This window comes from Streptomyces sp. NPDC005492, from assembly GCF_040605995.1.
In the GTDB taxonomy this organism is placed as follows: domain Bacteria; phylum Actinomycetota; class Actinomycetes; order Streptomycetales; family Streptomycetaceae; genus Streptomyces.
The window spans coordinates 109,583-130,920 of sequence record NZ_JBEXDX010000011.1 but is presented as its reverse complement, the minus strand read 5'-3'; the positions used below and the strand labels follow the sequence as shown (position 1 = coordinate 130,920).

Annotated in this window: 19 protein-coding genes; 4 read left to right on the top strand and 15 right to left on the bottom strand. The window is 72.1% G+C overall.

The window, feature by feature from the left end; genetic code table 11:
• Positions 1–40 precede the first annotated feature (40 nt).
• Positions 41–592, bottom strand: a complete 552-nt coding sequence (locus tag ABZT04_RS17785; protein WP_019071455.1) for a DUF1707 and FHA domain-containing protein — start codon at positions 590–592, stop codon at positions 41–43.
• Between the two features lie 173 nt (positions 593–765).
• Here ABZT04_RS17785 and treZ point away from each other — a divergent pair, with 173 nt between their 5' ends.
• A complete protein-coding gene (gene treZ, locus ABZT04_RS17780; RefSeq protein ID WP_356057469.1) occupies positions 766–2,514 on the top strand; it encodes a malto-oligosyltrehalose trehalohydrolase in 1,749 nt (582 codons plus the stop codon).
• Positions 2,515–2,549: 35 nt separating this feature from the next.
• Here the strand turns inward: treZ and ABZT04_RS17775 are convergent, their stop codons facing one another.
• The 5 genes from ABZT04_RS17775 to ABZT04_RS17755 all read right to left on the bottom strand — a co-directional run bounded on the left by ABZT04_RS17775 (position 2,550) and on the right by ABZT04_RS17755 (position 7,064).
• Positions 2,550–3,488 carry an aminoglycoside phosphotransferase family protein gene (locus ABZT04_RS17775; protein WP_356057467.1) on the bottom strand — a complete coding sequence of 313 codons (939 nt, stop codon included), beginning with the start codon at positions 3,486–3,488 and terminating at the stop codon, positions 2,550–2,552.
• A gap of 44 nt (positions 3,489–3,532) precedes the next feature.
• Positions 3,533–4,660 carry an aminopeptidase P family protein gene (locus ABZT04_RS17770; protein ID WP_356057465.1) on the bottom strand — a complete coding sequence of 376 codons (1,128 nt, stop codon included), beginning with the start codon at positions 4,658–4,660 and terminating at the stop codon, positions 3,533–3,535.
• 110 nt (positions 4,661–4,770) lie between these two features.
• Positions 4,771–5,394: a LysE family translocator gene (locus tag ABZT04_RS17765; RefSeq protein ID WP_356057463.1), complete on the bottom strand. Its 624-nt coding sequence runs from the start codon at positions 5,392–5,394 to the stop codon at positions 4,771–4,773.
• Between the two features lie 88 nt (positions 5,395–5,482).
• A complete protein-coding gene (locus ABZT04_RS17760) occupies positions 5,483–6,055 on the bottom strand; it encodes a PDZ domain-containing protein (protein ID WP_356057461.1) in 573 nt (190 codons plus the stop codon).
• Positions 6,056–6,197: 142 nt separating this feature from the next.
• Positions 6,198–7,064: a LysR family transcriptional regulator gene (locus ABZT04_RS17755; protein ID WP_356057459.1), complete on the bottom strand. Its 867-nt coding sequence runs from the start codon at positions 7,062–7,064 to the stop codon at positions 6,198–6,200.
• A 108-nt stretch (positions 7,065–7,172) separates the two neighbouring features.
• Here ABZT04_RS17755 and ABZT04_RS17750 point away from each other — a divergent pair, with 108 nt between their 5' ends.
• Together ABZT04_RS17750 and ABZT04_RS17745 are read left to right on the top strand one after the other, a co-directional pair.
• Positions 7,173–7,919: a hypothetical protein gene (locus ABZT04_RS17750; protein WP_356057458.1), complete on the top strand. Its 747-nt coding sequence runs from the start codon at positions 7,173–7,175 to the stop codon at positions 7,917–7,919.
• A 59-nt stretch (positions 7,920–7,978) separates the two neighbouring features.
• A complete protein-coding gene (locus tag ABZT04_RS17745; RefSeq protein WP_356057456.1) occupies positions 7,979–9,520 on the top strand; it encodes a hypothetical protein in 1,542 nt (513 codons plus the stop codon).
• A 7-nt stretch (positions 9,521–9,527) separates the two neighbouring features.
• Here ABZT04_RS17745 and cyc2 read toward each other — a convergent pair whose 3' ends face one another.
• Positions 9,528–11,681 (bottom strand): germacradienol/geosmin synthase Cyc2, encoded by a 2,154-nt coding sequence (gene cyc2, locus ABZT04_RS17740; protein ID WP_356057454.1) that lies wholly within the window; start codon positions 11,679–11,681, stop codon positions 9,528–9,530.
• A 168-nt stretch (positions 11,682–11,849) separates the two neighbouring features.
• On the opposite strand from cyc2, the gene ABZT04_RS17735 reads away from it, so the two are divergent.
• The gene (locus tag ABZT04_RS17735) at positions 11,850–13,088 is read left to right on the top strand and encodes an endonuclease/exonuclease/phosphatase family protein (RefSeq protein ID WP_356057452.1); all 1,239 of its coding nucleotides are present in this window, start codon (positions 11,850–11,852) and stop codon (positions 13,086–13,088) included.
• Here ABZT04_RS17735 and ABZT04_RS17730 read toward each other — a convergent pair.
• From ABZT04_RS17730 to ABZT04_RS17695, 8 genes are all read right to left on the bottom strand, one after another.
• Positions 13,042–13,836: an ABC transporter ATP-binding protein gene (locus tag ABZT04_RS17730; RefSeq protein ID WP_356057450.1), complete on the bottom strand. Its 795-nt coding sequence runs from the start codon at positions 13,834–13,836 to the stop codon at positions 13,042–13,044. The genes ABZT04_RS17735 and ABZT04_RS17730 overlap by 47 nt on opposite strands.
• Positions 13,837–13,846: 10 nt before the next feature.
• Positions 13,847–15,463, bottom strand: coding sequence for a benzoylformate decarboxylase (mdlC, locus tag ABZT04_RS17725; RefSeq protein ID WP_356057447.1), 1,617 nt, complete (start codon positions 15,461–15,463; stop codon positions 13,847–13,849).
• 19 nt (positions 15,464–15,482) lie between these two features.
• The gene (locus ABZT04_RS17720) at positions 15,483–16,361 is read right to left on the bottom strand and encodes an ABC transporter permease subunit (RefSeq protein WP_356057444.1); all 879 of its coding nucleotides are present in this window, start codon (positions 16,359–16,361) and stop codon (positions 15,483–15,485) included.
• Between the two features lie 7 nt (positions 16,362–16,368).
• Complete coding sequence (locus ABZT04_RS17715; protein ID WP_356057442.1) at positions 16,369–17,283, bottom strand: ABC transporter permease; 915 nt, start codon at positions 17,281–17,283, stop codon at positions 16,369–16,371.
• Positions 17,280–18,197 (bottom strand): ABC transporter substrate-binding protein, encoded by a 918-nt coding sequence (locus ABZT04_RS17710; RefSeq protein ID WP_356057440.1) that lies wholly within the window; start codon positions 18,195–18,197, stop codon positions 17,280–17,282. The genes ABZT04_RS17715 and ABZT04_RS17710 overlap by 4 nt, the downstream gene beginning before the upstream one ends.
• Before the next feature lie 114 nt (positions 18,198–18,311).
• On the bottom strand, positions 18,312–19,172 hold the full coding sequence (locus tag ABZT04_RS17705; RefSeq protein WP_356057438.1) for an LLM class flavin-dependent oxidoreductase: 861 nt from the start codon (positions 19,170–19,172) through the stop codon (positions 18,312–18,314).
• Positions 19,173–19,260: 88 nt separating this feature from the next.
• Positions 19,261–20,424 carry a damage-control phosphatase ARMT1 family protein gene (locus ABZT04_RS17700; protein WP_356057436.1) on the bottom strand — a complete coding sequence of 388 codons (1,164 nt, stop codon included), beginning with the start codon at positions 20,422–20,424 and terminating at the stop codon, positions 19,261–19,263.
• A gap of 22 nt (positions 20,425–20,446) precedes the next feature.
• Positions 20,447–21,094 (bottom strand): ScbR family autoregulator-binding transcription factor, encoded by a 648-nt coding sequence (locus tag ABZT04_RS17695; protein ID WP_356057434.1) that lies wholly within the window; start codon positions 21,092–21,094, stop codon positions 20,447–20,449.
• Between the last annotated feature and the right edge of the window lie 244 nt (positions 21,095–21,338).

The following is a 21,338-nucleotide window of genomic DNA, read 5'->3' as shown; positions in this document are numbered from 1 at the left end:
TAATGCCCAGGCCAGAGGTCAGGTGGGGCTGTGTGCGCGGTCAGTTCACGGCGAGCCGGAACGCCATCCGCCCGAAGCCGATCTGATCGCCCTCGCGGACGACGGCCGCTCCGATCACCCGGCGGCCGTTGACCGTCGTGCCGTTGGTCGAACCGAGGTCGCGCAGCACCCACATGCCGCCCTGGCGGCTGAGTTCGGCGTGCACCCGGGACACCGTCTCGTGGGTCAGGCGCAGCCCGTTGGCGGGGTCGCGGCCGATGCGCAGCGGGTGGCCGTTGCCCGGGTGGGGCAGCAGCAGCTTGGGGAGCCGCTCGGCCTGCCAGGCCCTGCGCAGCCGTACCGTGAACCCGGAGACGGCCTCCACGGTGCCGAACAGGGCGCGCGAGAGGCGGCTTTCGGTGGGCAGGTCGGCGGTGAGCGCGACGAGTTCCTCGGACCGGCGGGCGGCGAGCGCCAGTTCCATGCGCCGGATGAACGTGTCGTGGGAGAGCCGTCCCATCGCGACGCCGTCGTGGAGCACCTTGAGCGCCTTGTCGCGCTCCGCGTCGGACAGCCGCGCGGGGTACGTGTGGAACTCGAAGGACGACGTCACGCTCGTGATTGTCGGGCAGTGAACCCCGGGTGTCCAGAAGACGCGGAAACGGCACGCACGTGCGTGAAGATGACGACACCTGCGCCAAAGGGGTGGATTCAAAAGCGGATTGATCTCGTTTGAAGCACGATGGACGGGCTACATCCCGGTGAGCAGACGAAGGGGAACCGTCCGTGCAGTTCGAGGTGTGGGCACCAGAGGCAGACCGTGTGACGCTCCATCGCGAGGGCTCCACGCGCGCGTTGGAACGCGATCCCGAGCGCGTGGGGTGGTGGAGCGGGGAGGCGGAGGCGGGCGACGGCACGCGGTACGGGTTCGCGGTGGACGACGGCCCGCCCCTGCCCGATCCGCGCTCGCGCCGCCAGCCGGACGGCCCGGACGGGCTGAGCGCGGTCGTCGACCACGAGGGGTACGCGTGGCGTACGGCGGAGTGGCCGGGGCGCCCGCTGCCGGGCGCGGTGCTCTACGAGTTGCACATCGGCACGTACACACCCGAGGGCACCCTCGACGCGGCGGCCGACCGGCTCGGCCATCTCGTCGAACTGGGCATCACCCACGTCGAGTTGATGCCCCTGTGTCCGTTCCCCGGCCGGCACGGCTGGGGATACGAGGGCGTCTCGCTGTGGGCCGTCCACGAGCCCTACGGCGGCCCCGAGGGACTCAAGCGGTTCGTCGACCGGGCGCACGAACTGGGCCTGGGCGTCGTGCTCGACGTGGTGCACAACCACCTCGGCCCGTCCGGGAATTACCTGCCCGTGTTCGGCCCCTACTTCACGGACTCGCACCAGACCCCCTGGGGCAGCGCAGTCAACCTGGACGCGCCCGGCTCGGACGAGGTGCGCGCCTTCCTCCTGGGCAGCGCGCTGGCCTGGCTGCGCGACTACCGGATCGACGGGCTGCGGCTGGACGCGGTGCACGCGCTGAAGGACACGCGCGCGTGCCACTTCCTCGAGGAACTGTCCGCCGCCGTCGACACATTGGCCACCGAGACGGGCCGGCCGCTCTTCCTCATCGCCGAGTCCGACCTGAACGACCCGCGCCTGGTCACCCCCCGCGCGGAGGGCGGCCTGGGCCTGCACGCTCAGTGGAACGACGACTTCCACCATGCCCTGCACACCGCGCTGACCGGTGAGTCCCAGGGCTACTACGCGGACTTCGCACGGGCCCCGCTGGCGGCGGTCGCCAAGACACTCACGGACGGCTTCTTCCACGACGGCACCTATTCGAGCTTCCGGGACCGTCACCACGGCCGCCGGCTGGACCGCACGCGGGTGGCCGCCCACCGGCTGCTCGGCTACAGCCAGACCCACGACCAGATCGGCAACCGCGCCCAGGGGGACCGCCTTTCGGCCTCCCTCTCCCCCGGGCTGCTGGCCTGCGCCGCCGCGCTGACACTGACCGGGCCCTTCACACCGATGCTGTTCATGGGCGAGGAGTGGGCGGCGGGCACGCCCTGGCAGTTCTTCACCGACCACACCGATCCGGAGCTCGCGGAGGCCGTACGGCGGGGCAGGCGGCGGGAGTTCGCGCCGCACGGCTGGGCCGAGGAGGACGTACCCGACCCGCAGGACCCGGCGACCCGCGACCGCTCCTGCCTGGACTGGTCGGAGCCGGAGAGCGAGCCCCACGCGCGGGTGCTGGCCTGGTACCGCCGTCTCATCGCCCTCCGGCACGAGCAGCCCGACCTCACGGACCCCGACCTCACCGACACCAAGGTCGCCTACGACGAGGACGCCCGCTGGCTCGCCCTCCGGCGCGGGGACGTACGGGTCGCCGTCAACCTCGGCAAGGAACCGGCCGCGATCCCCCTCGGCACCCGGCCGGCGCAGGTACTGGCCGCGTGGGAGCCCGTGGAGGCGCCGGGGGCGGACGGGTTGCTGCGACTGCCCGGGGAGTCGTGCGTGGTGCTGGCCCAGGCGTAAACGCTCGCGCAAGCCTTTGCGCAAGCGCTTACGCGCTACAACTCCCCGTCCCCGTCCCGCAGTTCCGTCACCCGTTCCAACAGGATCGCCTCCCAGGTGCGCCGCAGTTGGGTCCTGAGGAGCGGAAGGGGGCCGGTGTCGGGGCCTCCGAGCCGGCCGGCCAGGCGGACGACGGTGTCGCAGCGGGCGAGCCAGAGGCCGCGCAGACAGGGGCGGGCGCCGTAGCCGGCGAGGGTGGCGGCCCGTACGGCGGCGGGCGAACCGACGGCCAGCGCGAGCCCGGCGATGTCCTCGGCGGGGTCGCCGAGGACCGCGTCGCTCCAGTCCAGGACGCCGCGCACCCGGCCGTCGGCGCTCACCACGAGATGTCCGCCCTTGAGGCCGTGGTGGACGAGGACCGCGGTGCCGGGCTGCGCGGCGAGTTGGAGCGCGCCGGGCTGGGTGAGCTGCTGGAGGCGTGCGGCGTCGAACTCGTCGGCGGCGGCCAGCCGCCCGGCGGCCTGCTCGGCGGCGCGGCGCAGTGCCTCCAGGGAGCGCGGTGCGGTGCGCGGGACGCCCAGCGCCTCGGCCTGCCGGGCGGGCACCTCGCGCAGTCCGGTGAGCAGCCCGGCGAGGTCGGCCTCACCGACGGCGGAGACGTCCTGGTCCTCGCCGGACCGGCCGGGCACCAAGGTGTCGAGCGTGTAGGTGAGCCCTGGTGCCCAGTCGCCGTGCGCGACGCTCGTCGGTACCGCGACGGGGACGTAGGGCCGTACGAGATCGCGCAGGCGCAGTTCGCGGCGCTGCCGCAGGGCGGCCTCGTGGTTCGGGGCGAGGCGCAGCACATGGCGGGCGCCGACCCACCAGGTGGAGTGCTCGCCGCCCTCGGCGGCGGGCCGGATGTCGAGTCCGGCGCCGTCGGTCGCACCGTCCTTGAGCAGGGATCGGACCAGCCGTCGGACGGTGTCCTCGGTGGGTGTCGGTGCCTGGTTCATGGTCGCGCCGCTGCCGTTCGGGGTGTCGGGGCTCCTGGTCGTCGTCAGTCCACCAGGGCCATCTCGCGGGCCGTGTTGTTGAGCCGCCGGCCGCCTGCCCCGGTCACCGTGACGATGTCCTCGATGCGTACCCCGAAGCGGCCGGGCAGATAGATGCCGGGCTCCACGGAGAAGCACATCCCGGGTACGAGGGGCTGTTCCTCGCCCTCGATCATGTACGGCGGCTCGTGGGTGGTGACGCCGATGCCGTGGCCGGTGCGGTGGATGAAGTAGGGGCCGTATCCGGCGGCGTCGATGACCGCGCGGGCGGCCCGGTCGACCTCCTGGCAGGCGACTCCGGGGCGCACCGCGCGGAAACCGGCCTCCTGGGCCTCGCGGACGAGGTCGTGGACGCGCTGTTCCTCGTCGCCGGGTTCGCCGACGTGGACCGTGCGCGAGGTGTCGGAGCCGTAGCCGTCCTTGAGGCCGCCGAAGTCGAGGACGATCATGTCCCCCTGCCGGATGACCCGGTCGCCGACCTCGTGGTGCGGGTTGGCGCCGTTGGGGCCCGAGGCGACGATCGTGAAGTCGACCTGGGAGTGGCCGAACCGGCGGAGCAGATCGGCCAGATCGGCGCCGACGTCGGACTCGCGGCGGCCGGCGAAGGGAACCTTCCGGATCTCCTCGTACGCCGCGTCAGCGGCCGCTCCGGCGGCCGCCATGAGGTCCAGTTCCGCCGCGTCCTTGACGGCTCGCAGCATCGGCAGCGCGGTGGTGAGGGAGGCGTAGGTGGTGTCGGGCAGCGTCTTCTGGAGGCCCAGCAGATGCATCGCCCAGGCGTTGTCGCTGATGCCGAAGCGGCCCGTGGCGTCGAGCAGGGCGGCGGTGGCGGCGTAGGGGTCCTTGCCGTCGGTCCAGTCGCGCAGGGTGAGGGCGTCGGCTCCGGGTGCCTTGGCCGCGTCGGGGGCCTCCAGGGTGGGCACGACGAGGACCGGGGAGCGTCCGGGCGTCAGGACGAGCACGGTGAGCCGTTCGGTGATCGCGGTGGGCGCGTAGCCGGTGAGCCACACGAGGTCCGGCCCCGGAGCGATCAGCAGTCCCGCGAGACCGGCGTCGGCGGCGGCCCGCGCGGCGCGGTCCATACGGGCCCGGTAGTCGGCGGCGGTGAAGGGCGCGGGCGTGCTACCGGTCATGCAGGCCTCCGGGAACGGGCGAAAGGTGGCTACGGGCAGCATCCTGCCCGTACCCGGAGGGCCACGCGAGCCGATCGTCGGCACTTCCGGCCCAGGACTCGGTCAAGACGTCAGCTCTCCAGGGCCATGCGGGCCCCCAGGAGCAGCAGCACCCCACCGGAGACCTGCTCCAGGCGCCGGCGCACACCGGCCCGGGACAGCACGTTCTTGAGCCGGCCGACGAACCATACGTACAGCCCGTAGTAGCCCACTTCGTAGACCGCCCACAGCGCGGCGAGCCCGATCATGGCGGGCAGGTGCGGGGCGCCCTCGGGTACGAACTGCGGGAGGAAGGACATCGCGAAGATCGCCGCCTTCGGGTTGGCGAGATTGAGCAGCAGTCCTCCTCTGTAGGAGGCCCAGCCGCCGCGTTCGGGACTGTCCCAGCCGTCGTCCCCGGCCCCCTCCCGGGTGCGGCGCGCGTGGCGCAGCGTCTGGATGCCGAAGCCGACCAGGACGATCGCGCCGACGATCCGTGTGACGTCGTAGGCCACCTCGGAGGCGGTCAGCAGGGCGGTCAGGCCGAAGGCCGCGACGACGCCCCAGACGAAGACGCCGGTCTCGTTGCCGAGCACCGTGAGGAAGCCCGAACGGCGGCTGCGCAGCGACTGCTTGATGATCAGCACGGTGCTCGGGCCGGGTGAGGCCGCGATGAGGGTGCAGGCGCCGACGAAGGCGAGAAGGGTGCTCAACATGGGGCCATCGTGACCCCGGCCGGGGCGGCGGGACCAGTGCTTTTCCCGGCTCCCGCGCTGCCCGTGCGCTTCATGGCCCACGTGCTCGTCATACGACGAAGCCGGGGACCAGGGTGAACTGCTGGAAGCCGCCGCTGTGGTGGCGCACCGTGACGGTGACCTCCTCCCCGGGGTGGGCCCGGGTGACGGCACGCGCGAGGTCGGCCGCCGAGTCGACACGGGTGGAGCCGAACGTGAGCAGCACGTCGCCGCGGACCAGGCCCGCCGTGAAGCCGGGGCCGGGGACGTGGACGCCGACGACCAGGGCACCCGCCTTATCGGCGTCCACGGCCTCCACACCGAGCGTGGCGGCGGCGGTCGTGGACGACGACGGGGTGGGGCTCGCCGAGGGCGCGTGCGGAGCGGCGGTGTGCGCCGGTTTCCGGGCCGCCTGGCGCTGCATCTCGGCGAGCCTGCTCATACCGATCACCGTGGCGCCGACGGTGCCGAGCCCGACCCCCGACAGGACCAGCACCGTCCCGACGAACAGGCTGAACAGCAGGGTCATGAGCCGTCGGCCGCGGCGACGCGCGGCGTGCGGGCGCCGGGCGACGACGGGCCTGGTGCCGTCGCCGGGGTCCTGGCCGGGCATCGGCTTGGGACGCAACGCAGTCTGTTCCATGGATCGCCTCCGCCAGATGCTCTACCCGGCGCACCGGCGCCCGACGTGCCACGAACGAGTGAGACTGACCGACGGTCAGGAACGGGAAGGGACGGGTCTCGTAGAGGCGTCGCACGCGCGCGTGGCGCTCGCACCGGTCCCCTCACCCTCGCTCGACCAGCCGCCCCACCAACCGTGCCGCCGCCCCTCGCGGAGCGCCCCCGTGCAGCAGTTCCGTGCGGTGCAGGACGCGTGGTTCGGTGAGCGGGACGGCGACCGCGCCCGCCACCCCGGTGGCCGCCGAGCGGGGCAGCAGGGTCAGGCCGTGGCCCGCGGCGGCGAGGGCCGTGAGAACGCGGACGTCGGTGCCGTCGTAGCGGAGGGCCGGACGGAAAGCGCCGCCCCCGTTCGCGGCGCGGAGTCGCGCGAGGGGCACGCCCGTGTCGGGGGCGTCGAGCCAGCGGGCGGCGGCGAGGTCGCCGAGGCGCAGGGCGGTGCGGCCGGCCAGCGGATGGCTGTCGGGGAGCAGGACGCAGACGGGTTCCTCGGCGACACCGTGGGTGGTCAGCGGGGCCACGTCGGGCAGCCGCAGCGGGTCGTTGGGGGCCGCGATCCCGTCGACCAGGCCCAGGTCCGCGGTGCCGGTGGCCACGGCGGCCGGGATCTCGTCGCGGGCGAGCACCCGCAGAGCGACACCCGCGCGCGGGAGGGCGGCCAGGACACGTGGCCCCAGGGCGGTCGGCGCGACGGCGAGGGTCAGTCCGCGCTCGGGTGCGGCGGCCATCCGGACGACGTCCGCGCGGGCCGCGTCCAGGCGCAGCAGCAGTGGACCCGCGTGTTCGAGGAGCCGCTCGCCCGCCGCCGTGGGCACGACGGGGCGGCGGGTGAGCAGCGGGGCGCCGAGGTCCTGTTCCAGGGCGGCGATGTGCTGGGACACCGCGGACTGGGTGTACCCCAACTCCCGCGCGGCCTCCGAGAAGGAGGCGAGCCGGGCCACGGTGACGTACGTACGCAGGAGGTGCGGGTCCATGCGGGACAGGATGCCGCACCACATCAGTACCGCTTATCAGTTCCGCTTATCGAGGGTGCAGGAATCATCGTTGGACGTGAACCCCGGGCCGCACCCAGCATGGCGGACATGACGAACCTCGCAGCTCGGCCCGCCCGTATCGCCCTGGTCGGCGACCGCTCCACCAACGTCGTCTCGCACACCCGCCTTCCGCTCATCCTGGACTCCCTGGCCGAACGCGACCGGCTCCTCCTGGACGCCTACTGGATCCCTTCCGAGGATGCCGAGGCCGAGGACGCGGTGCGCGGGTTCGACGCCGTGTGGGTGCTGCCGGGCAGCCCCTACCGCAGCGAGGCCGGGGTGCTGTCCGCGATCCGCACCGCGCGCGTGGAGGGCATCCCGTTCCTCGGCACCTGCGGCGGTTTTCAGCACGCGCTCCTGGAGTACGCCCGTGACGTGTGCGGGCTGACCCATGTCGCGCACGCCGAGAACGACCCCGCCGCCGAGGACCTCCTCATCGAACCGCTGGCCTGCTCCCTCGCCGGCCACGAGGCCGGGGTCACGATCGAGCCCGGCTCGCTCGCCGAGTCCGTGATCGGCGCCGAGCACACGGTCGAGCGCTACTTCTGCTCCTACGGCCCGACCCGTCACCTCGACACCCTGCGCGAACACGGCCTGCGCTTCTCCGGGCACGACGAGGACGGTCACGTCCGGATCGTCGAACTGCCCGGCCACCCCTTCTTCCTGGCCACCCTGTTCCAGCCCGAGCTGTCCGGCGACGGCTCCCGCCCGCACCCGGTGGTCCGCGCGCTGGCCCGGGCGGCGGTGGAGCACGCCTCGCGGGACGAGCGGCGGATGGCGGAAGCGGCCGTCTGACCCCCGGCCCGTCCCGCCGTCCGAGCCCGTTGTCAGTGGCGGCTGTTACGTTCTGTGACATGACCGATCACGTCCTGCGGCTGCTTCGTCAGCACGCCCACCTGGCCGAACTGGCCGCGTTCCCCTTCGACTTCGACCTGCGCCGGGCGGAGCACGGGGAGCCGGTCCGGCTGGCGTCGGGCGGTCCGCTGCGGCCTGTCGCGGGTGATGACACGGGCGGTACGTACTTCGTGTGCGCGGACGGCTCCGTGCTGTACGCCGACTCCGAGGGCTCGGCCGGGATCATCGGCTCCAGTGTCGACGAGGCGCTGGAGATCGTGATCGGTCTGCCGGGCTGGCGCGACCATCTGGACCTGTCCCCGTCCGACGGCCCGGAGAAGATCCTGGCCCGGGTCACAGAGACGGAGGACGAGTTCCGCGAGGACTACGGCATCGACGAGGCGCGGCCCGAACTCCGCGCCGCCCTGGGCCTGTCCGAGCGCTCACCGGTCGAGCTGATCGGCATGCTGCACGCGGCCCTGCTGCGCACCGAGCCCGACTTCCTGCTCCTCAACGCGGAGGAGGGCTGCGCCTACCACCTCCTCGACCGGCATCCCCGTCCCCCGTTGTGGGAGCAGGTGCTCGCCCGGGGGCGGGCGGATCTGGCGGCGCTGCGGGCGGGCGACCGAACGGTGTGGGACGCGACAGCGGAGGATCCCGTACGGCGTCGACTCGCGCTGCGGGCCACGCAGTTCGACCGCGCGGACGGCGATCTGGAGTTGCTGCGGCATCTGCTGCACTACGAGTCGGCGGCGGGCCTGACGGACGAACTGCGGCTCGCCGCCCTGCTGGTGGGGCTGCGCGGGCGCGCCGAGGATCTGCGCCCTGTGTACGCGCTGCGGGAGAGGGACTTCGACGCCGCGTGCGGGCTGAGCGACATGCCGGGGCCGGACGCGGACGGAGCCGCCCTGCGGGAGTGGGCCGAGGAGCTGGACGACTCGCTCTTCGGCACGGACCCCGCGGACGAACCCCTGTGCACCTGGACCGAGTTGGCGGCCGACCAGGGGCTCACCGAGGTGGCACGGACGGCCCTGATCCGTCGGCTGGACGCGATCGAGATGGACCAGGGGCTGCTGCGCCACCCGGGCGCACCGAAGAAGCCGGGGAAGCTCGACCCGTCTCCCCTGGGGGCGCTGGCCCAGGATTTCGAGCGGTTGGGCGACCGCGTCCAGGCGCTGCGCGCCCAGCGCCTCTACACCGCCCTCCAGGACACGGAGTGGGACCGCGTCTCGGCCCGGCTGACCCAGGCCCGCCTGGAGCGGGAGACGGGCCAACTCCCGCAAGCCGGAAACACGTTGGCCGCCCTCCGGGACATCCTCGACTCACCCGCCGACGACTCCCTGCGGCACTTGCACAGAGTCAACCTCGGCCGGTTCATAGCCGAGGAGCACTACGACCTGACCCGCGCCCTGGCCGACGCGGACCTCCCGGAGGAGGCCCGCGCGACCCTGGCCGCCGCCGACGAGATACGCGGCAGGCTCTCGGGGGCCGCCGCGACGGCCGTACGGGAGCGTGCCGAGGACGTGGCGGAGCGGGTCCGGGACCAGAGGGATCTCGTTTGACGGATCGTCAGGCGAAAGGCAGTGCCGGGGCCCGGTCCGGGAGGAAGCCGTGCGAACGGCGGGCCAGGTACTCGGGCTTGTAGCGGTCGACCGCCCGGTGCCAGTTCAGGATGCCCGCCATCCAGTGCTGGAGGTCGGTCACATAGCCCCGCATGATCTCGCGCGCCTCGTCCGAGAGGTCGAAGTCGTCGTAGACGACGGGCAGTTCGTTCGCGGCGACGTGTTCGAACTGGCGCATGCGCTGGGTCATCAGGTCGTGGACGACGCCGAGCGCGGTCGGGTAGGCGATGCCGAAGAAGTTCTGGACGACAAGGATGGCGTTGTGGGCCTCACCCTCGTACTCGATCTCCTTCTGGTAGGAGAAGACGTCGTTGAGGAGACAGGCGTAGTCGATGGCCGCGTTCTCCAGGGAGCGGACGGGGCCGGTGCGGTAGACCTCGGGCGGGACCTTCGGGCCGTGGCCCATGCGGCACATGCTGAGGGTGAGGTCGGAGCCGAAGGTGGCGCGGCGCATCTCCAGGTAGTCGACCGGGTCGGGGACGCGGTGCTGGATCTGGTTGCCCAGCTCCCAGATCCAGCTCTCGGTCATCGTGTTGACCGCGTCCTTCAGGGTGCGCCGGTCGGCCACGGGCATCTCGGCGGTGGTGAGGGCCCAGAGGTCGATGAGTCCGCGTTCCATGCCGTTGGCCGGTACGAGGACCGCCGGGCCCTCGATGGGCATGCAGTCCGAGAGGCGGGCCGTGGTGACGCGGGCTGCGGCGAGGTCGCCGCGGATGCCGTAGACGAGGGGGTAGTAGTCGTCGCCGTAGGTGCCCCAGGCGAGCCAGCGCGAGCTGAGGTCGAGGGCCTTCTCGGTGGCGTCCGGGTCGATGCCGGCGGAGCAGAGCGGGAGGTCGGCGGCGGCGAGTTTCTCCTCGTCCCAGACGCCCTCCTCGAGCATGCCCATGGCGTGCGTCCAGTCGACGAGGCGGAGGCGGGCGCCGTCCAGGTGCGGGCTCAGCTCGACTTCGAACGGCATGTAGAAGTCGGGGAGTTGGGAGGGACCGACCTTCTGGAAGGGGACGTGGGTGTAGGCGCGCAGCCGTTCGGCGCCGGCCGAGGCGAGCAGGGCGCCGATGTCGGCGGCGGAGGTGCCGATGCCGGTCGGTCCGTTCAACGGCGAGTTGTCGAGGGCGCCTTCGTTCATGTAGCGGCTGGAGCGCAGGTGCCACTCGTGGCCGCCGGACTGCCAGTCCTGGAGGCCCCGGGTGTAGGCGGCGACGGCGCCGACCTCGTCCGGGGTGAGACCGTTCTCCAGGGCCACGGCGGGCACTTCGGTGAACGCGGTGTGCTCGAACTGGTGGAGCCGGGAGGTGAGGACGTCGTTGACGGTGTCGGCGGCCTCCTGGGTGGTGCAGCCGAAGAACGTCTCCAGGACGAGCACGCCATTGCTCAACTCGCCCTCCTCCTCGACCTCCCGCTGGTAGGAGAACAGGTCGTTGCGCAGGTGGACGCCGTCGGAGAAGGTCTCCATCAGCACCCGCAGCGGCCGCGATCCGGCGACGGACGCGGGCACCTCGGAGGTCGCGTACTCCACCAGCCCCGCCGACCAGGGCGCACCGCCCACCTTGCGGCGCATCTCGATGTACTCGACGGGGTTGGCGACCCGCCCCTCGTTGATGTTGGACAGCTCCCACAGGGACTCGTTGAGGAGGTGCTCGGTGGCGACGGCGAAGCGGCGGCGCCAGTCCACGGACATCGACGGCACGGTGCGCGCCCACAGGTCGGCGAGCCCGGCCTCGACCGGGTTCTCCGGCTCCGGCACCGGAGTCGCCAGGTCGAGCGGCATGAACAGCGGCAGCCGGTCCAGATAGGCCTTGCCGCCCACCCGGTCCTGGCTGCGCTTGAAGATCTCCAGGAAGTGGTCGTCGAAGAAGAACACCCACACATACCAGTCGGTGATCAGCGACAGGGCGGGCCCGTCGCAGTCGGGGTGGGTGTAGGCGCAGAGCAGGCCGTAGTCGTGCGCGTCGAGGTCGGCCTGCTCCCAGATCCCGGAGCCCTCCAGCATGCCCATCTCGCGGGCCCACACCGAGGAGTGGGCGCGGGCCTCGTCCAGATGCGGGTTGAGCCGCGCGGGATACGGCATGTAGAAGTGCGGGAGTTCGAACGGCTGGGTCATGGCCGGGCTCTACCCGTGGCCCTCAACTGCCATCCCGGGCAAGGGACATGATCACACCATCGCGTGAATCGGCGGTGAATCCATGAGTTTCGGCGGCACCTTGTGGCGTTCACCTCTACGCGCGCAGACTACGGGGGTTCACGTGCCCCCTCCCTCACCGGAGTCCCGATGAACCACTCCAGAACTTTCTCCCGCCGCGCCGCGCTCGGCTCCCTGGCCGGGACGGCGCTGGCCGCTACCGCCGCCTTCCCGGCGTCGGCGTCCGGGCGGTACGGGCGGACCGTGCGGTTCGCCACCTTCAACGCCTCGCTGAACCGGGCCACGCAGGGCGCGCTGGTCACCGATCTGTCGACGCCCGACAACGCCCAGGCGCGGAACGTCGCCGAGACGATCCAGCGGGTGAACCCCGACATCCTGCTGATCAACGAGTTCGACTACGTCGAGGGCGGCGCGGCGGTCCGCCTGTTCCTGGACAACTATCTGTCCCGAGGTCAGCGCGGCGCCCGCCCGATCCACTTCCCGCACCACTTCACCGGCCCGGTGAACACGGGCGTCCCCTCGGGCGTCGACCTCGACGGCAAGAACGGCGTGGTCACGACGCCGGGTTCGGACGCTTACGGGCAGGACGCGTTCGGCTACGGCTTCTTCCCGGGCCAGTACGGCATGGTCGTGCTCTCCAAGTTCCCGATCGACACCCGCGCGGTGCGCACCTTCCAGCACTTCCTGTGGAAGGACATGCCCGGCAACGTGATCCCGCCGGGCTACTACAGCGACGCGGCCCGCGCGATCCTCCGGCTCTCCTCCAAGAGCCACTGGGACGTGCCGATCCGCCTCGGCCACGAGACCGTCCACTTCCTGGTCTCGCATCCGACGCCGCCCACCTTCGACGGCACGGAGGACCGCAACGGCCGCCGCAACCACGACGAGATCCGGCTCTGGGCCGACTACATCGGCGGCCAGGCGCGCAGCGCCTATCTCTACGACGACAAGGGCGTCCGGGGCGGCCTCAGGCCCGGCGCGCGGTTCGTGATCGCGGGCGACCAGAACGCCGATCCGTACGACGGCGACAGCTACGACCACGCCGTACGGCAGCTCCTCGACCACCCGGCGGTCAACCTGCCGGTCAAGCCGCCCGCCAGCGCCGGCGGGGTCGAGGCCGCGAGGCTCCAGGGCGGTGCCAACGTGGGCCAGATCGGCGATCCGGCGTACGACACCGGCGACTTCGGCGACGCGGCCCCCGGCAATCTGCGCGTGGACCACGTCCTGCCGTCCAAGGGCCTGGTCCCGGGCCGCAACGGAGTGTTCTGGCCGACCTCCGACGACCCGCTGTACCGCCTGGTCGGCGACGGCACCACCGTCGTCACGTCCGACCACCGGATGGTGTGGCAGGACGTGCGGCTGGGCTAGGGCCTGACCGCACCGCGCGCCCCACCCGCGTGCGCAGCGCCACGAACTCCGGCAGTCCCCGTGTGCCCAACTGGTCGCGGGGAACGGGGAGTTCGACCGACAGATCAAGGGCGATCTTCGCGCCGGGACCGGGTGACAGAACGACGACCCGGTCGCCGACGTACACGCTTTCGTCGATGTCGTGGGTGACCAGGACGATGGTCGTGGGGTCCGTGCGGTGCACCTGCAGGAGGAGGTCCTCCAGGTCCTCGCGGGTCTGGGCGTCGAGGGAGCCGAAGGGCTCGTCCATCAGCAGCAGGGAGGGGCGGCAGACCAGGGCGCGGGCGATGGCCACCCGCTGCTGCATGCCGCCGGAGAGCTGCCAGGGGTGGCGGCGGGCGGCGCCGGTGAGGCCGACGCGGTCCAGGATGCGTTCGGCCTCGGCGCGCCGCTCGGCCCGGCCAAGGCCCTGTCGGCGCAGGGGCAGAGCGACGTTGTCGCGGACGGTGAGCCAGGGCAGCAGCGAGCGGCCGTAGTCCTGGAAGACGACAGCCAGGCGGTCGGGTACGCCGGTGACCGGCGTGTCGTCGATCGTGATCGTTCCTTCGCGTGCGGGCAGGAGTCCGGCGACAGTGCGCAGGAGTGTGGACTTGCCGCAGCCCGACGGGCCCACCACACACAGGAGTTGGCCGTCCGGCACGGTGAGGCTGATGTCGTGCAGGACGGGCTGGTCGCCGTAGCGCTGGCTCAGGGAGTCGAGTCGGAGCATGGGGCGCGAGTCACCTGGCCCAGGGTTCGGGGTAGAGCGCGTCCTCGCCGTAGGCGAGCCGCAGGTGCAGCAGGTGCGGCCCGTCCTCGTCGTCCGCGCGCAGGACGCGGTCCAGGGCCTCGGGGAGTACGGCGGGATCGTCGACGTAGCTCGCCGGGCAGCCGAAGGACCGGGCCAGCGCGACGAAGTCGACGCCCTCGATGTCGGTGCCGGGGACCTGCGCGATGTCGATACGGCGGCCCAGGGCGCGGACGGCCGCGTAGCCGCCGTTGTCGAGGACGACATAGGTGACGGGCGCCCGGTGGCGGGCCGCGGTCCACAGGGCCTGCACCGAATAGAGCGCCGAGCCGTCGCCGATGACGCAGACCAGCCGGCGCCGGTCGGCGAGCGCGCGGCCGACGGCGAGCGGCAGGCCCCAGCCGAGCGCTCCGCTGCCCGTGGTGAGGAAGCCGCCGGAGCTGTCGACGGGCACGCGCGCGTGGAGCGCGTCCCGGTGGCTGGGGGCCTCCTCGACGAGGACGCGGTCCCGGGGCAGCCGGGCCCGGAGCAGATCGAGGACCAGTTCCGCGGTGAGGCCCGCGCCTGGCTCCGGTGGTGCGGGTGCCGGGCGGGGTGGCGGGGGCTCGCGGTCGGTCGCCGCGAGCAGCGCGGTGAGCTGGGCGACGGCGGGCTTGAGGGTGGTGACGATGCTGGTGCCGGTGGGCAGCCAGGCCGCCTGCGCCGGGTCGCAGTCCAGGTGGTGGAGTTCGGTGCCCGGGTGGAGGAGCGGCCCGCCGTCGTCCACGTGGTAGGTGAAGACGGGCGCTCCGAGGGCCACCACCACGTCGTACGGCCGTAGCCGCGCGGCCAGTTGGCCGGCGACCGGGGGCAGGAAGCCCTGGAAGAGGGGGTGGGACTCGGGGAAGCCGGAGCGGCCGGAGAGGGGGCTGATCCAGACGGCCGCGCGGGTCCGCTCGGCCAGGTCGCGGACCTCGGGGAGGGCCTCCTCGTCGTCCACGCCGGGCCCGACGACCAGTGCGGGCCGGGCACACGCGTCCAGGCGGGCCGCGAGGGCGGACAGGGCGTGCGGTCCTGCGGTGAAGTCGGTGTGCACGGTGCGCGGTTCGACGGGTTCGGCGGGCTGCTCCCAGTCGTCCTCGGGGACGGAGACGAACACCGGTCCCCGTGGGGGTGTCATCGCAATGCGGTGGGCCTCGGCGAGTACGGCGGGCACGTCGGCGGCCCGTACCGGCTGGTGGGCGAACTTGACGTAGGGGCGCGGGAATTCGGCCGGCCGGTCGGCGCTCAGGAACGGGCGCAGCTGGAGCAGCGGGCGCGCCTGCTGCCCGGCGACGATCACCAGCGGGACGCGGTCGCGGTAGGCGTTGAAGACGGCGCCCAGCGCGTGGCCGACGCCGCCGGCCGAGTGCAGGCTGACGAACGCGGCGCGGCGGGTGCCCAGGGCGTGGCCCGCGGCCATGGCGAGGGCCGTGGACTCCTGGAGGCCGAGGACGTAGGCGAAGTCGTCGGGCCAGTCGCGGAACATGCGCAGTTCGGTGGAGCCCGGGTTGCCGAAGACCGTGGTCATGCCGGTGTCGCGCAGCAGCCGGACGACGGCGTCCAGGACGGTTCCCTTCAGGTGGTCCATGTGGTCCTTCCCTTGCCGGTCAGGTGGTCCTTGCCTTGCCGATGAGTCGTCTCTCGACGGCCAGCAGGCCGGTGTTGAGGAGATACCCCAGGACGCCGAGCAGGACCAGTACCGCCCACACGGTCAGCAGGTCGGAGCGGGACTGGGCGTCGGTGAGCGTGAAGCCGATGCCGTTCGCGGTGCCCGGCAGCAGTTCGGAGAAGACCATGAGGACGAGCGAGAGCGAGAGGCTGAGGCGCAGGCCCGCGAAGATCCGGGGCAGCGCGGAGGGCAGCAGCAGGAACCACAGGCGTTCGGGTGCGGTCAGGCGCATCACGGCGGCGACGTCGAGCCGGAGCGGGTCGGTGTCGCGGGCGCCCTCCGCGGTGTTGATCAGCACCGGCCAGACGGCGCTGAACACGATCGACGCGAGCTGCATCGGCGTACCGAAGTCGAAGACGACCACGAAGACCGGCACCAGGGCGGGCGGAGGTACGGCCCGCGCGAACTGCAGGACCGGGTTGCACAGGGCGTGGGCCCGGCGCGAGCGGCCGACCGCCATGCCGAGCGCGATCCCGACGACGGCGGCGAGCGCGAACCCCGCGGACATCCGGCCGAGGCTGGGCAGGATGGCGTCGACGGCGGCCGGGGTGAGGAACGCGTGCCCGACGGGCCCCGAGAACCACAGGTCGTAGGCGTGGTGGGCGATGCGGGTGGGTGGCGGGAAGTAGATGCTGCCGTGTGCGCGGGCGGCCAACTGCCAGACGGCGAGGGCGAGTACGAGGACCAGCAGGCGTGGGAGGGCTCCGCGGGTGGCGCGGGCCGGCCGTGTGAAGCGGTCCGTCGCGGCGCGGATCAGGGGTGCGCCGGCGCGCGCGGGTCGCCGGGGCGCGGGGTCGAGGTCGGGCGCCCTGTTCATGTCCGCCTCATGTCCGCTGCCTCGTGTCCGCGCCCCGCCGTCGGACGGATCGCCGCCGTTGCCGTGGGTGCCCGGCGCCGCCCCGACCCGGCCCACCGACCACCCCGGCAGTCGCGGTCCCGGTCTCCCGCGCCCTCCCCCGCCCCTCCGGCGTCCACGCGAACACCCGCCGCTCCCCCCATACGAGCACGCTGTTGATGACCAGCCCCAGCGCCCCCGCCCACACCACCCCCGCCAGCACGTCCCGGGTGCCGTCCGTGGCCAGTTGGGCCTGGGCGATGAAGATGCCGAGGCCCTGGCCGAAGCCGGAGAGGAGTTCGGTGGCCACGGCGAGGATGAGGGCGACGGACGCCGAGATGCGCAGGCCGGCGGCGATGAAGGGGGCGGTGGCGGGGAGTTCCACGCGGAGCAGGACGGAGAGGCGGCCGAAACCGAAGGCGCGCAGGGTGTCCTTGGCGAGGGGGTCGGTCTCGCCCAGGCCGTAGACGGTGTTGAAGAGGATGGGCCAGACCGAGGCGTAGGTGATCAGCGTGACCTCGGTCCCGGTGCCCGTGCCGAGGAGCAGCGAGACCAGGGGGATCAGCGCCACGGAGGGCAGCGGGCGCAGGAACTCGATCACGGCGCGTACGGCGTCGTCGAGGACCGGCACGCTGCCGAGCAGCAGCCCGAGCGGGACGGCGATGGCGCAGGCGAGCGCGAGGCCGAGCGCCCAGGCGCGCAGGGTGACTCCGACGCCGTCAAGGAAGGCGCGGTCGCCCGCCAACTCGACGGAGCGGACGAGGACTTCGGAGGCCGGCGGAAGGTAGGTGCGCCGTACGAGACCCGCCCGGCCGACCGCCTCGCAGGCGCCGAGGGCCAGCAGTACGCCGAGACCGCCCAGGGCGAATTCCTGACGCCGGTTCAGCCGGTCCGGCCGTTTCACTTGACGAGGAGCGCGGCCGGGTCGATCGCCTTCGTCAACAGCCCTTGTTTCCGCATGAGTTCGGTAAGCCGGCGGAGCTGCGCGGGATCGGTGGTGACCGGGTAGGCGGGGAGGTCGATGGTCTTGGCCTGCGCCGCGGTCACCTTGGTGTACTTGGGGAGTTCGGCGCGTACGGCGGAGGGGTCCTCGGCCGCGATCTTCGAGGCGGCCTCGATCGCTCGCTGGAAGGCGGCCGCCGCCTTGGCGTACTTCGCGGCGAAGTCATGGGTGGTGACGTATCCGCTGATCGGCAGGGACTGGGCCGGCGCGGACGCCCCGTCGAGCAGTACGCGTGCCCCCAACTCGCCCTGGATCGCGCTGTCGAAGGGTTCCACCGCGTGTACGGCGTCGACCTGGCCCTTCTGCAGAGCGGGTCCCATCTGCGGGAAGGCGATCTGCCGGTAGACGGGGTGTCCGGCGCCCTGCTGGTCCAGGATCGCGTTCAGGGTGAGCGACTGGATGTTGTTGAGGATGTTGACCGCGACGGTCTTCCCCTTGAGGTCGGCGGCGGTCTTGAGGGGTGAGTCCTTGGGGACCAGGACGTCCATCATGTGCGGGGCCGTCCGGACGCCCTCGGCGAGGATGCGGAGGTCGAGGGTGCCCTTCTCGTCCGCCTGGAGGAAGGTCACGTAGTTCGCACTCGCGATCACGTCGACCTGGCCCTTGCTGAGGGCGGGCAGCGCCTGGATGCTCTGCTGGACGGGCTGGATGGTGACGTCCAGGTCCTCCTTGGCGAACAGTCCGCGGTCCCGGGCCAGATAGAGCGCCGCCGAGTCCGTCAGTGGGAGCGCGGCCACGGTGATCTTCTGGCGCCCGTCCCCGGACGACCCGGAGTCCCCGCCTCCACCGCAGGCGACGAGCGCGAGCGCCAGCACGATCGCGCCCGCCGCCGACTTCCCTGTTCCCGTTCGTAATGGACGTGACCTCGTCATGGGAGCAAGAAATAGCAGCTCTTTGACATGATCACCACATAAAAGTCAGACAAACCTTCACTCTTTGGAAAAATGCGAAACGAGTTCCGCGCCGGCCCACGCGAGGGCGTCCGGCAGCGCCTTTGTGGCCACCGGCAGCCACAGGGACGCGGAGACGAGCCCGGCCTCGGACAGCCGGCCCAGTTCGTCCCGTACGCTCTCGGCCGTCGCGTCGGCTCCGCCCAAGGGCCGGCCCGGCGCCTTCGCCGCAGGGGTGAATCCGGGAGGAATAAGGAACAGGCCCGCCGTCAGGGCCAGTTGGCCGGGGTCGCGTCCCATCTCGTCGCCGAGCGCGTCGAGCCGCGCCCGTACGCCGGTGAGCCCCTCCGCGTCGACCCCGGAGCCGTGCCAGGCGTCGCCGAACCGCAGAGCCCGGCGCAGTGCCGCGTCACTCTGCCCGCCGATCCACACCCCGGGACCGCCCTCCGTACGCGGCAGCACCCCGAGCCGTGGCGAGCCCTCGCCGCGCCACAACTGCCGTACGGTGGCGAGCTGTTCGTCGGTCCGGCGGCCCCGCCCGGCGAACGGGACGCCGACGGCCGCGTACTCCTCGGTGTCCCAGCCGGTGCCGATGCCGAGCGTGAAACGGCCATCGGAGAACCGGTCGAGGGTGGCGGCCTGATGGGCCAGGATCACCGGGTTGTACAGCGGCAGGACGAGCACGCTGGTGACCAGCCCGATCCGCCGGGTCGCCCCGGCCACCGCGGCCAGCAGGATCAGCGGGTCCGGAGTAACCCCCGTCGCACCGGCCACGGCATGGCCGCTCGCGAAGACATGATCGAAGCCCAACTCCTCGGCTCTGACGGCGGTTTGGAGAACCGCGTCCAACTCGCTCTCCTGGTCGGGCCAGAGGCGGTGTGGTGCCACTCCGATACGCATCTCGGTCGTACTCCCCTCGTGCGACAGGAACGTCGTGTATCGACAGGTCTACCGCTCAAGTCCCTTCCTGTACCGAGGACTTGAGAACCTACGGCCGCACCTGGATCAGCGCGTGCGTGCCACCGGTACGCCAGCGCTGTCCTTCCGCGGCGACCAACGCGGCCTCGGTGCGGACGTCGAGGCCGGTGATCACATCGGACTTGAGGGTGCGCAGGGCGGCGACCGGGCCCGGGAAGTAGGCGGTGACGTCGGCGAAGGGCGTGGTCGGGGGCCAGAGCCGATCGCCCACCAGGCGCCGGTAGTTGAGATCGCCCTTCACGATCGTCAGGGTGGCCGCGGCGAACTCGGCGCGGAGGTCGGCCGACATGTCCGCGTACGGCAGCGGGGCGCAGGAGAAGGCGTGGGCGCGCACGGTGAGGCGGCCGTCCGCCATCGCCGACCAGAGACGGCGGCCGTATGTCGCTGCACCCGGCGCACGGGTCAGCCGGTGCAGGGCGTCGATGACGTCGGCGGCCGTGGCGTCGGAGACGTAGTACGGGTGCGGCTTGATGTGCAGGACCGCGCGCTCGATGCGCCGCTCGGCGAGGAGATGGGCGATCAACAGCAGGTCGGGGATGAGTTCGCGGCCCGCGTTGTCGGCGACGAGGCAGAGGGTTCCGGAGAGGAGCGGCCACAGTCGCTCGCTGTCGTCGGCGACCAGGGCGGGCACGGCGGCCTGCTGTTCGGCCCCGGCCGCGGAGAGCCGGAAGCCGAGGTCCGCGCGGTTGCCCCACAGAGAGCCGTGCAGCAGGGCCCGGGCGCGTTCGTCCGGCGACTTGTCCGCCAGGGCGTCCAGTGCGGCGAGTTCCTCGTCCGTCTCGGGGGCGTCGAGTTCGGCCCGCTTGAAGGGGCGGAACGGATCGATGCCCTGCCAGACGCCAGGGCCGAAGTAGCCGACGGCTTCGAGGAGTTGGCGGTAGAAGTAGCTCTCGGACCAGAGCCAGGGCACGTCGTACCAGGAGTGTCCGGCGTGCTGGTCGGTGCCCCAGGCGGCCCACTGCGCACGGTCGGAGGCGTCCGCGGGGAGGGGTTCGATCGTGCCCTCGGTGCAGTTCTTCAGGAGGGTGTCGAGGGCGCGGTGCCGCTCGGGGTCGTACGGGAAGGCGTCGCGTACCTGCTGGATGATCGCGGGGTGCCGTTCGGCCAGCACGCTGCGGGGGAACGAGCCGGGCTCGTCGCCGAGGATCACGGGCGCGGTGGGGGTGTCGGGCATGCGGCTCACGGTACCGGGCGGGTCAGCTCGCTTCGATCTCCCGCTCCAGGCGCGCGGCGAGGCTGAGATACCGGGCGCGGCGGGGGACGGGGACCAGGCCGCGGATCACCAGGTGCCACATCTCGGCGGTTCTGCGGGGCTGTAACGCCACCGGTTCGAGGGTGCGGCCCAGGACACGGATGCCGACGAAGAGGCCGACGAGGCTGTGCGCGACGGCGTCCACGTCGATGTCGGGGTGGGCGTCCGCTTCGGCGACGGCGCCCGCGAGTTTGCGGGAGGCGATGTCGAGCCATTCGGTGAAGGGGTGCGGTGTCGGGGGCCGTACCTCGATCTCCCCCGCGGCGAGCCGGAGTCCGGCCCGTGGGATCGGGCTCTCGACGGCCAGGCGTGTCATACCGAACGTGACACGTATCAGTGTCTCCAGTGAGGAGTAGCCCCGGCTGTCCACGTCCCTGGAGAGCTGACGCGAGGCCATGGACTGCAGCTCCAGGATCGTGTGGGCCAGGTCCTCCTTGGCGGCGAAGTGGAAGTACAGGGCGCCCTTGGTGACGTGGGCGTGGTCGACGATGTCGCTCAGGCTGGTGGATTCATAGCCCTGCCGGTCGAACAGCTCGGCGGCGGCCGTGATGATCGTTGTGCGGGTCTGCTCGGCCCGTAGCTGCCTCACCATCGACTGACATACTCCCGTGAAGGAAAAACAACGGCCCGTGCCGTTTTTTATTACCCCCTGTAGACAGTAGCTCACCGTACGACGGTGTCGACCTTGCACCCCAAGACCGCCAACACCCCTCACGTTCCCATCACTTGCTTCTCTGCGTCACCCTTGACCCGACTCTTGACCACATCCAGTGTTTGTGGCACGTGTCAACACCGATTCCCGGCCATACGAAAGACCGCCCGACCCGGCGGGGCGC

What these genes read in the sequence shown, in the direction of transcription:
- ABZT04_RS17775 (WP_356057467.1), bottom strand. Translation starts at nt 3,488, where the DNA reads ATGAACCAGGCACCGACACCCACCGAGGACACCGTCCGACGGCTGGTC.
- ABZT04_RS17700 (WP_356057436.1), bottom strand. Translation starts at nt 20,424, where the DNA reads ATGCCCGACACCCCCACCGCGCCCGTGATCCTCGGCGACGAGCCCGGC.
- ABZT04_RS17750 (WP_356057458.1), top strand. Translation starts at nt 7,173, where the DNA reads ATGACGAACCTCGCAGCTCGGCCCGCCCGTATCGCCCTGGTCGGCGAC.
- ABZT04_RS17720 (WP_356057444.1), bottom strand. Translation starts at nt 16,361, where the DNA reads ATGAACAGGGCGCCCGACCTCGACCCCGCGCCCCGGCGACCCGCGCGC.
- mdlC (WP_356057447.1), bottom strand. Translation starts at nt 15,463, where the DNA reads ATGGACCACCTGAAGGGAACCGTCCTGGACGCCGTCGTCCGGCTGCTG.
- ABZT04_RS17770 (WP_356057465.1), bottom strand. Translation starts at nt 4,660, where the DNA reads ATGACCGGTAGCACGCCCGCGCCCTTCACCGCCGCCGACTACCGGGCC.
- ABZT04_RS17695 (WP_356057434.1), bottom strand. Translation starts at nt 21,094, where the DNA reads ATGGTGAGGCAGCTACGGGCCGAGCAGACCCGCACAACGATCATCACG.
- ABZT04_RS17705 (WP_356057438.1), bottom strand. Translation starts at nt 19,172, where the DNA reads ATGCGTATCGGAGTGGCACCACACCGCCTCTGGCCCGACCAGGAGAGC.
- ABZT04_RS17760 (WP_356057461.1), bottom strand. Translation starts at nt 6,055, where the DNA reads ATGGAACAGACTGCGTTGCGTCCCAAGCCGATGCCCGGCCAGGACCCC.
- cyc2 (WP_356057454.1), bottom strand. Translation starts at nt 11,681, where the DNA reads ATGACCCAGCCGTTCGAACTCCCGCACTTCTACATGCCGTATCCCGCG.
- ABZT04_RS17730 (WP_356057450.1), bottom strand. Translation starts at nt 13,836, where the DNA reads ATGCTCCGACTCGACTCCCTGAGCCAGCGCTACGGCGACCAGCCCGTC.
- ABZT04_RS17755 (WP_356057459.1), bottom strand. Translation starts at nt 7,064, where the DNA reads ATGGACCCGCACCTCCTGCGTACGTACGTCACCGTGGCCCGGCTCGCC.
- ABZT04_RS17765 (WP_356057463.1), bottom strand. Translation starts at nt 5,394, where the DNA reads ATGTTGAGCACCCTTCTCGCCTTCGTCGGCGCCTGCACCCTCATCGCG.
- ABZT04_RS17735 (WP_356057452.1), top strand. Translation starts at nt 11,850, where the DNA reads ATGAACCACTCCAGAACTTTCTCCCGCCGCGCCGCGCTCGGCTCCCTG.
- ABZT04_RS17745 (WP_356057456.1), top strand. Translation starts at nt 7,979, where the DNA reads ATGACCGATCACGTCCTGCGGCTGCTTCGTCAGCACGCCCACCTGGCC.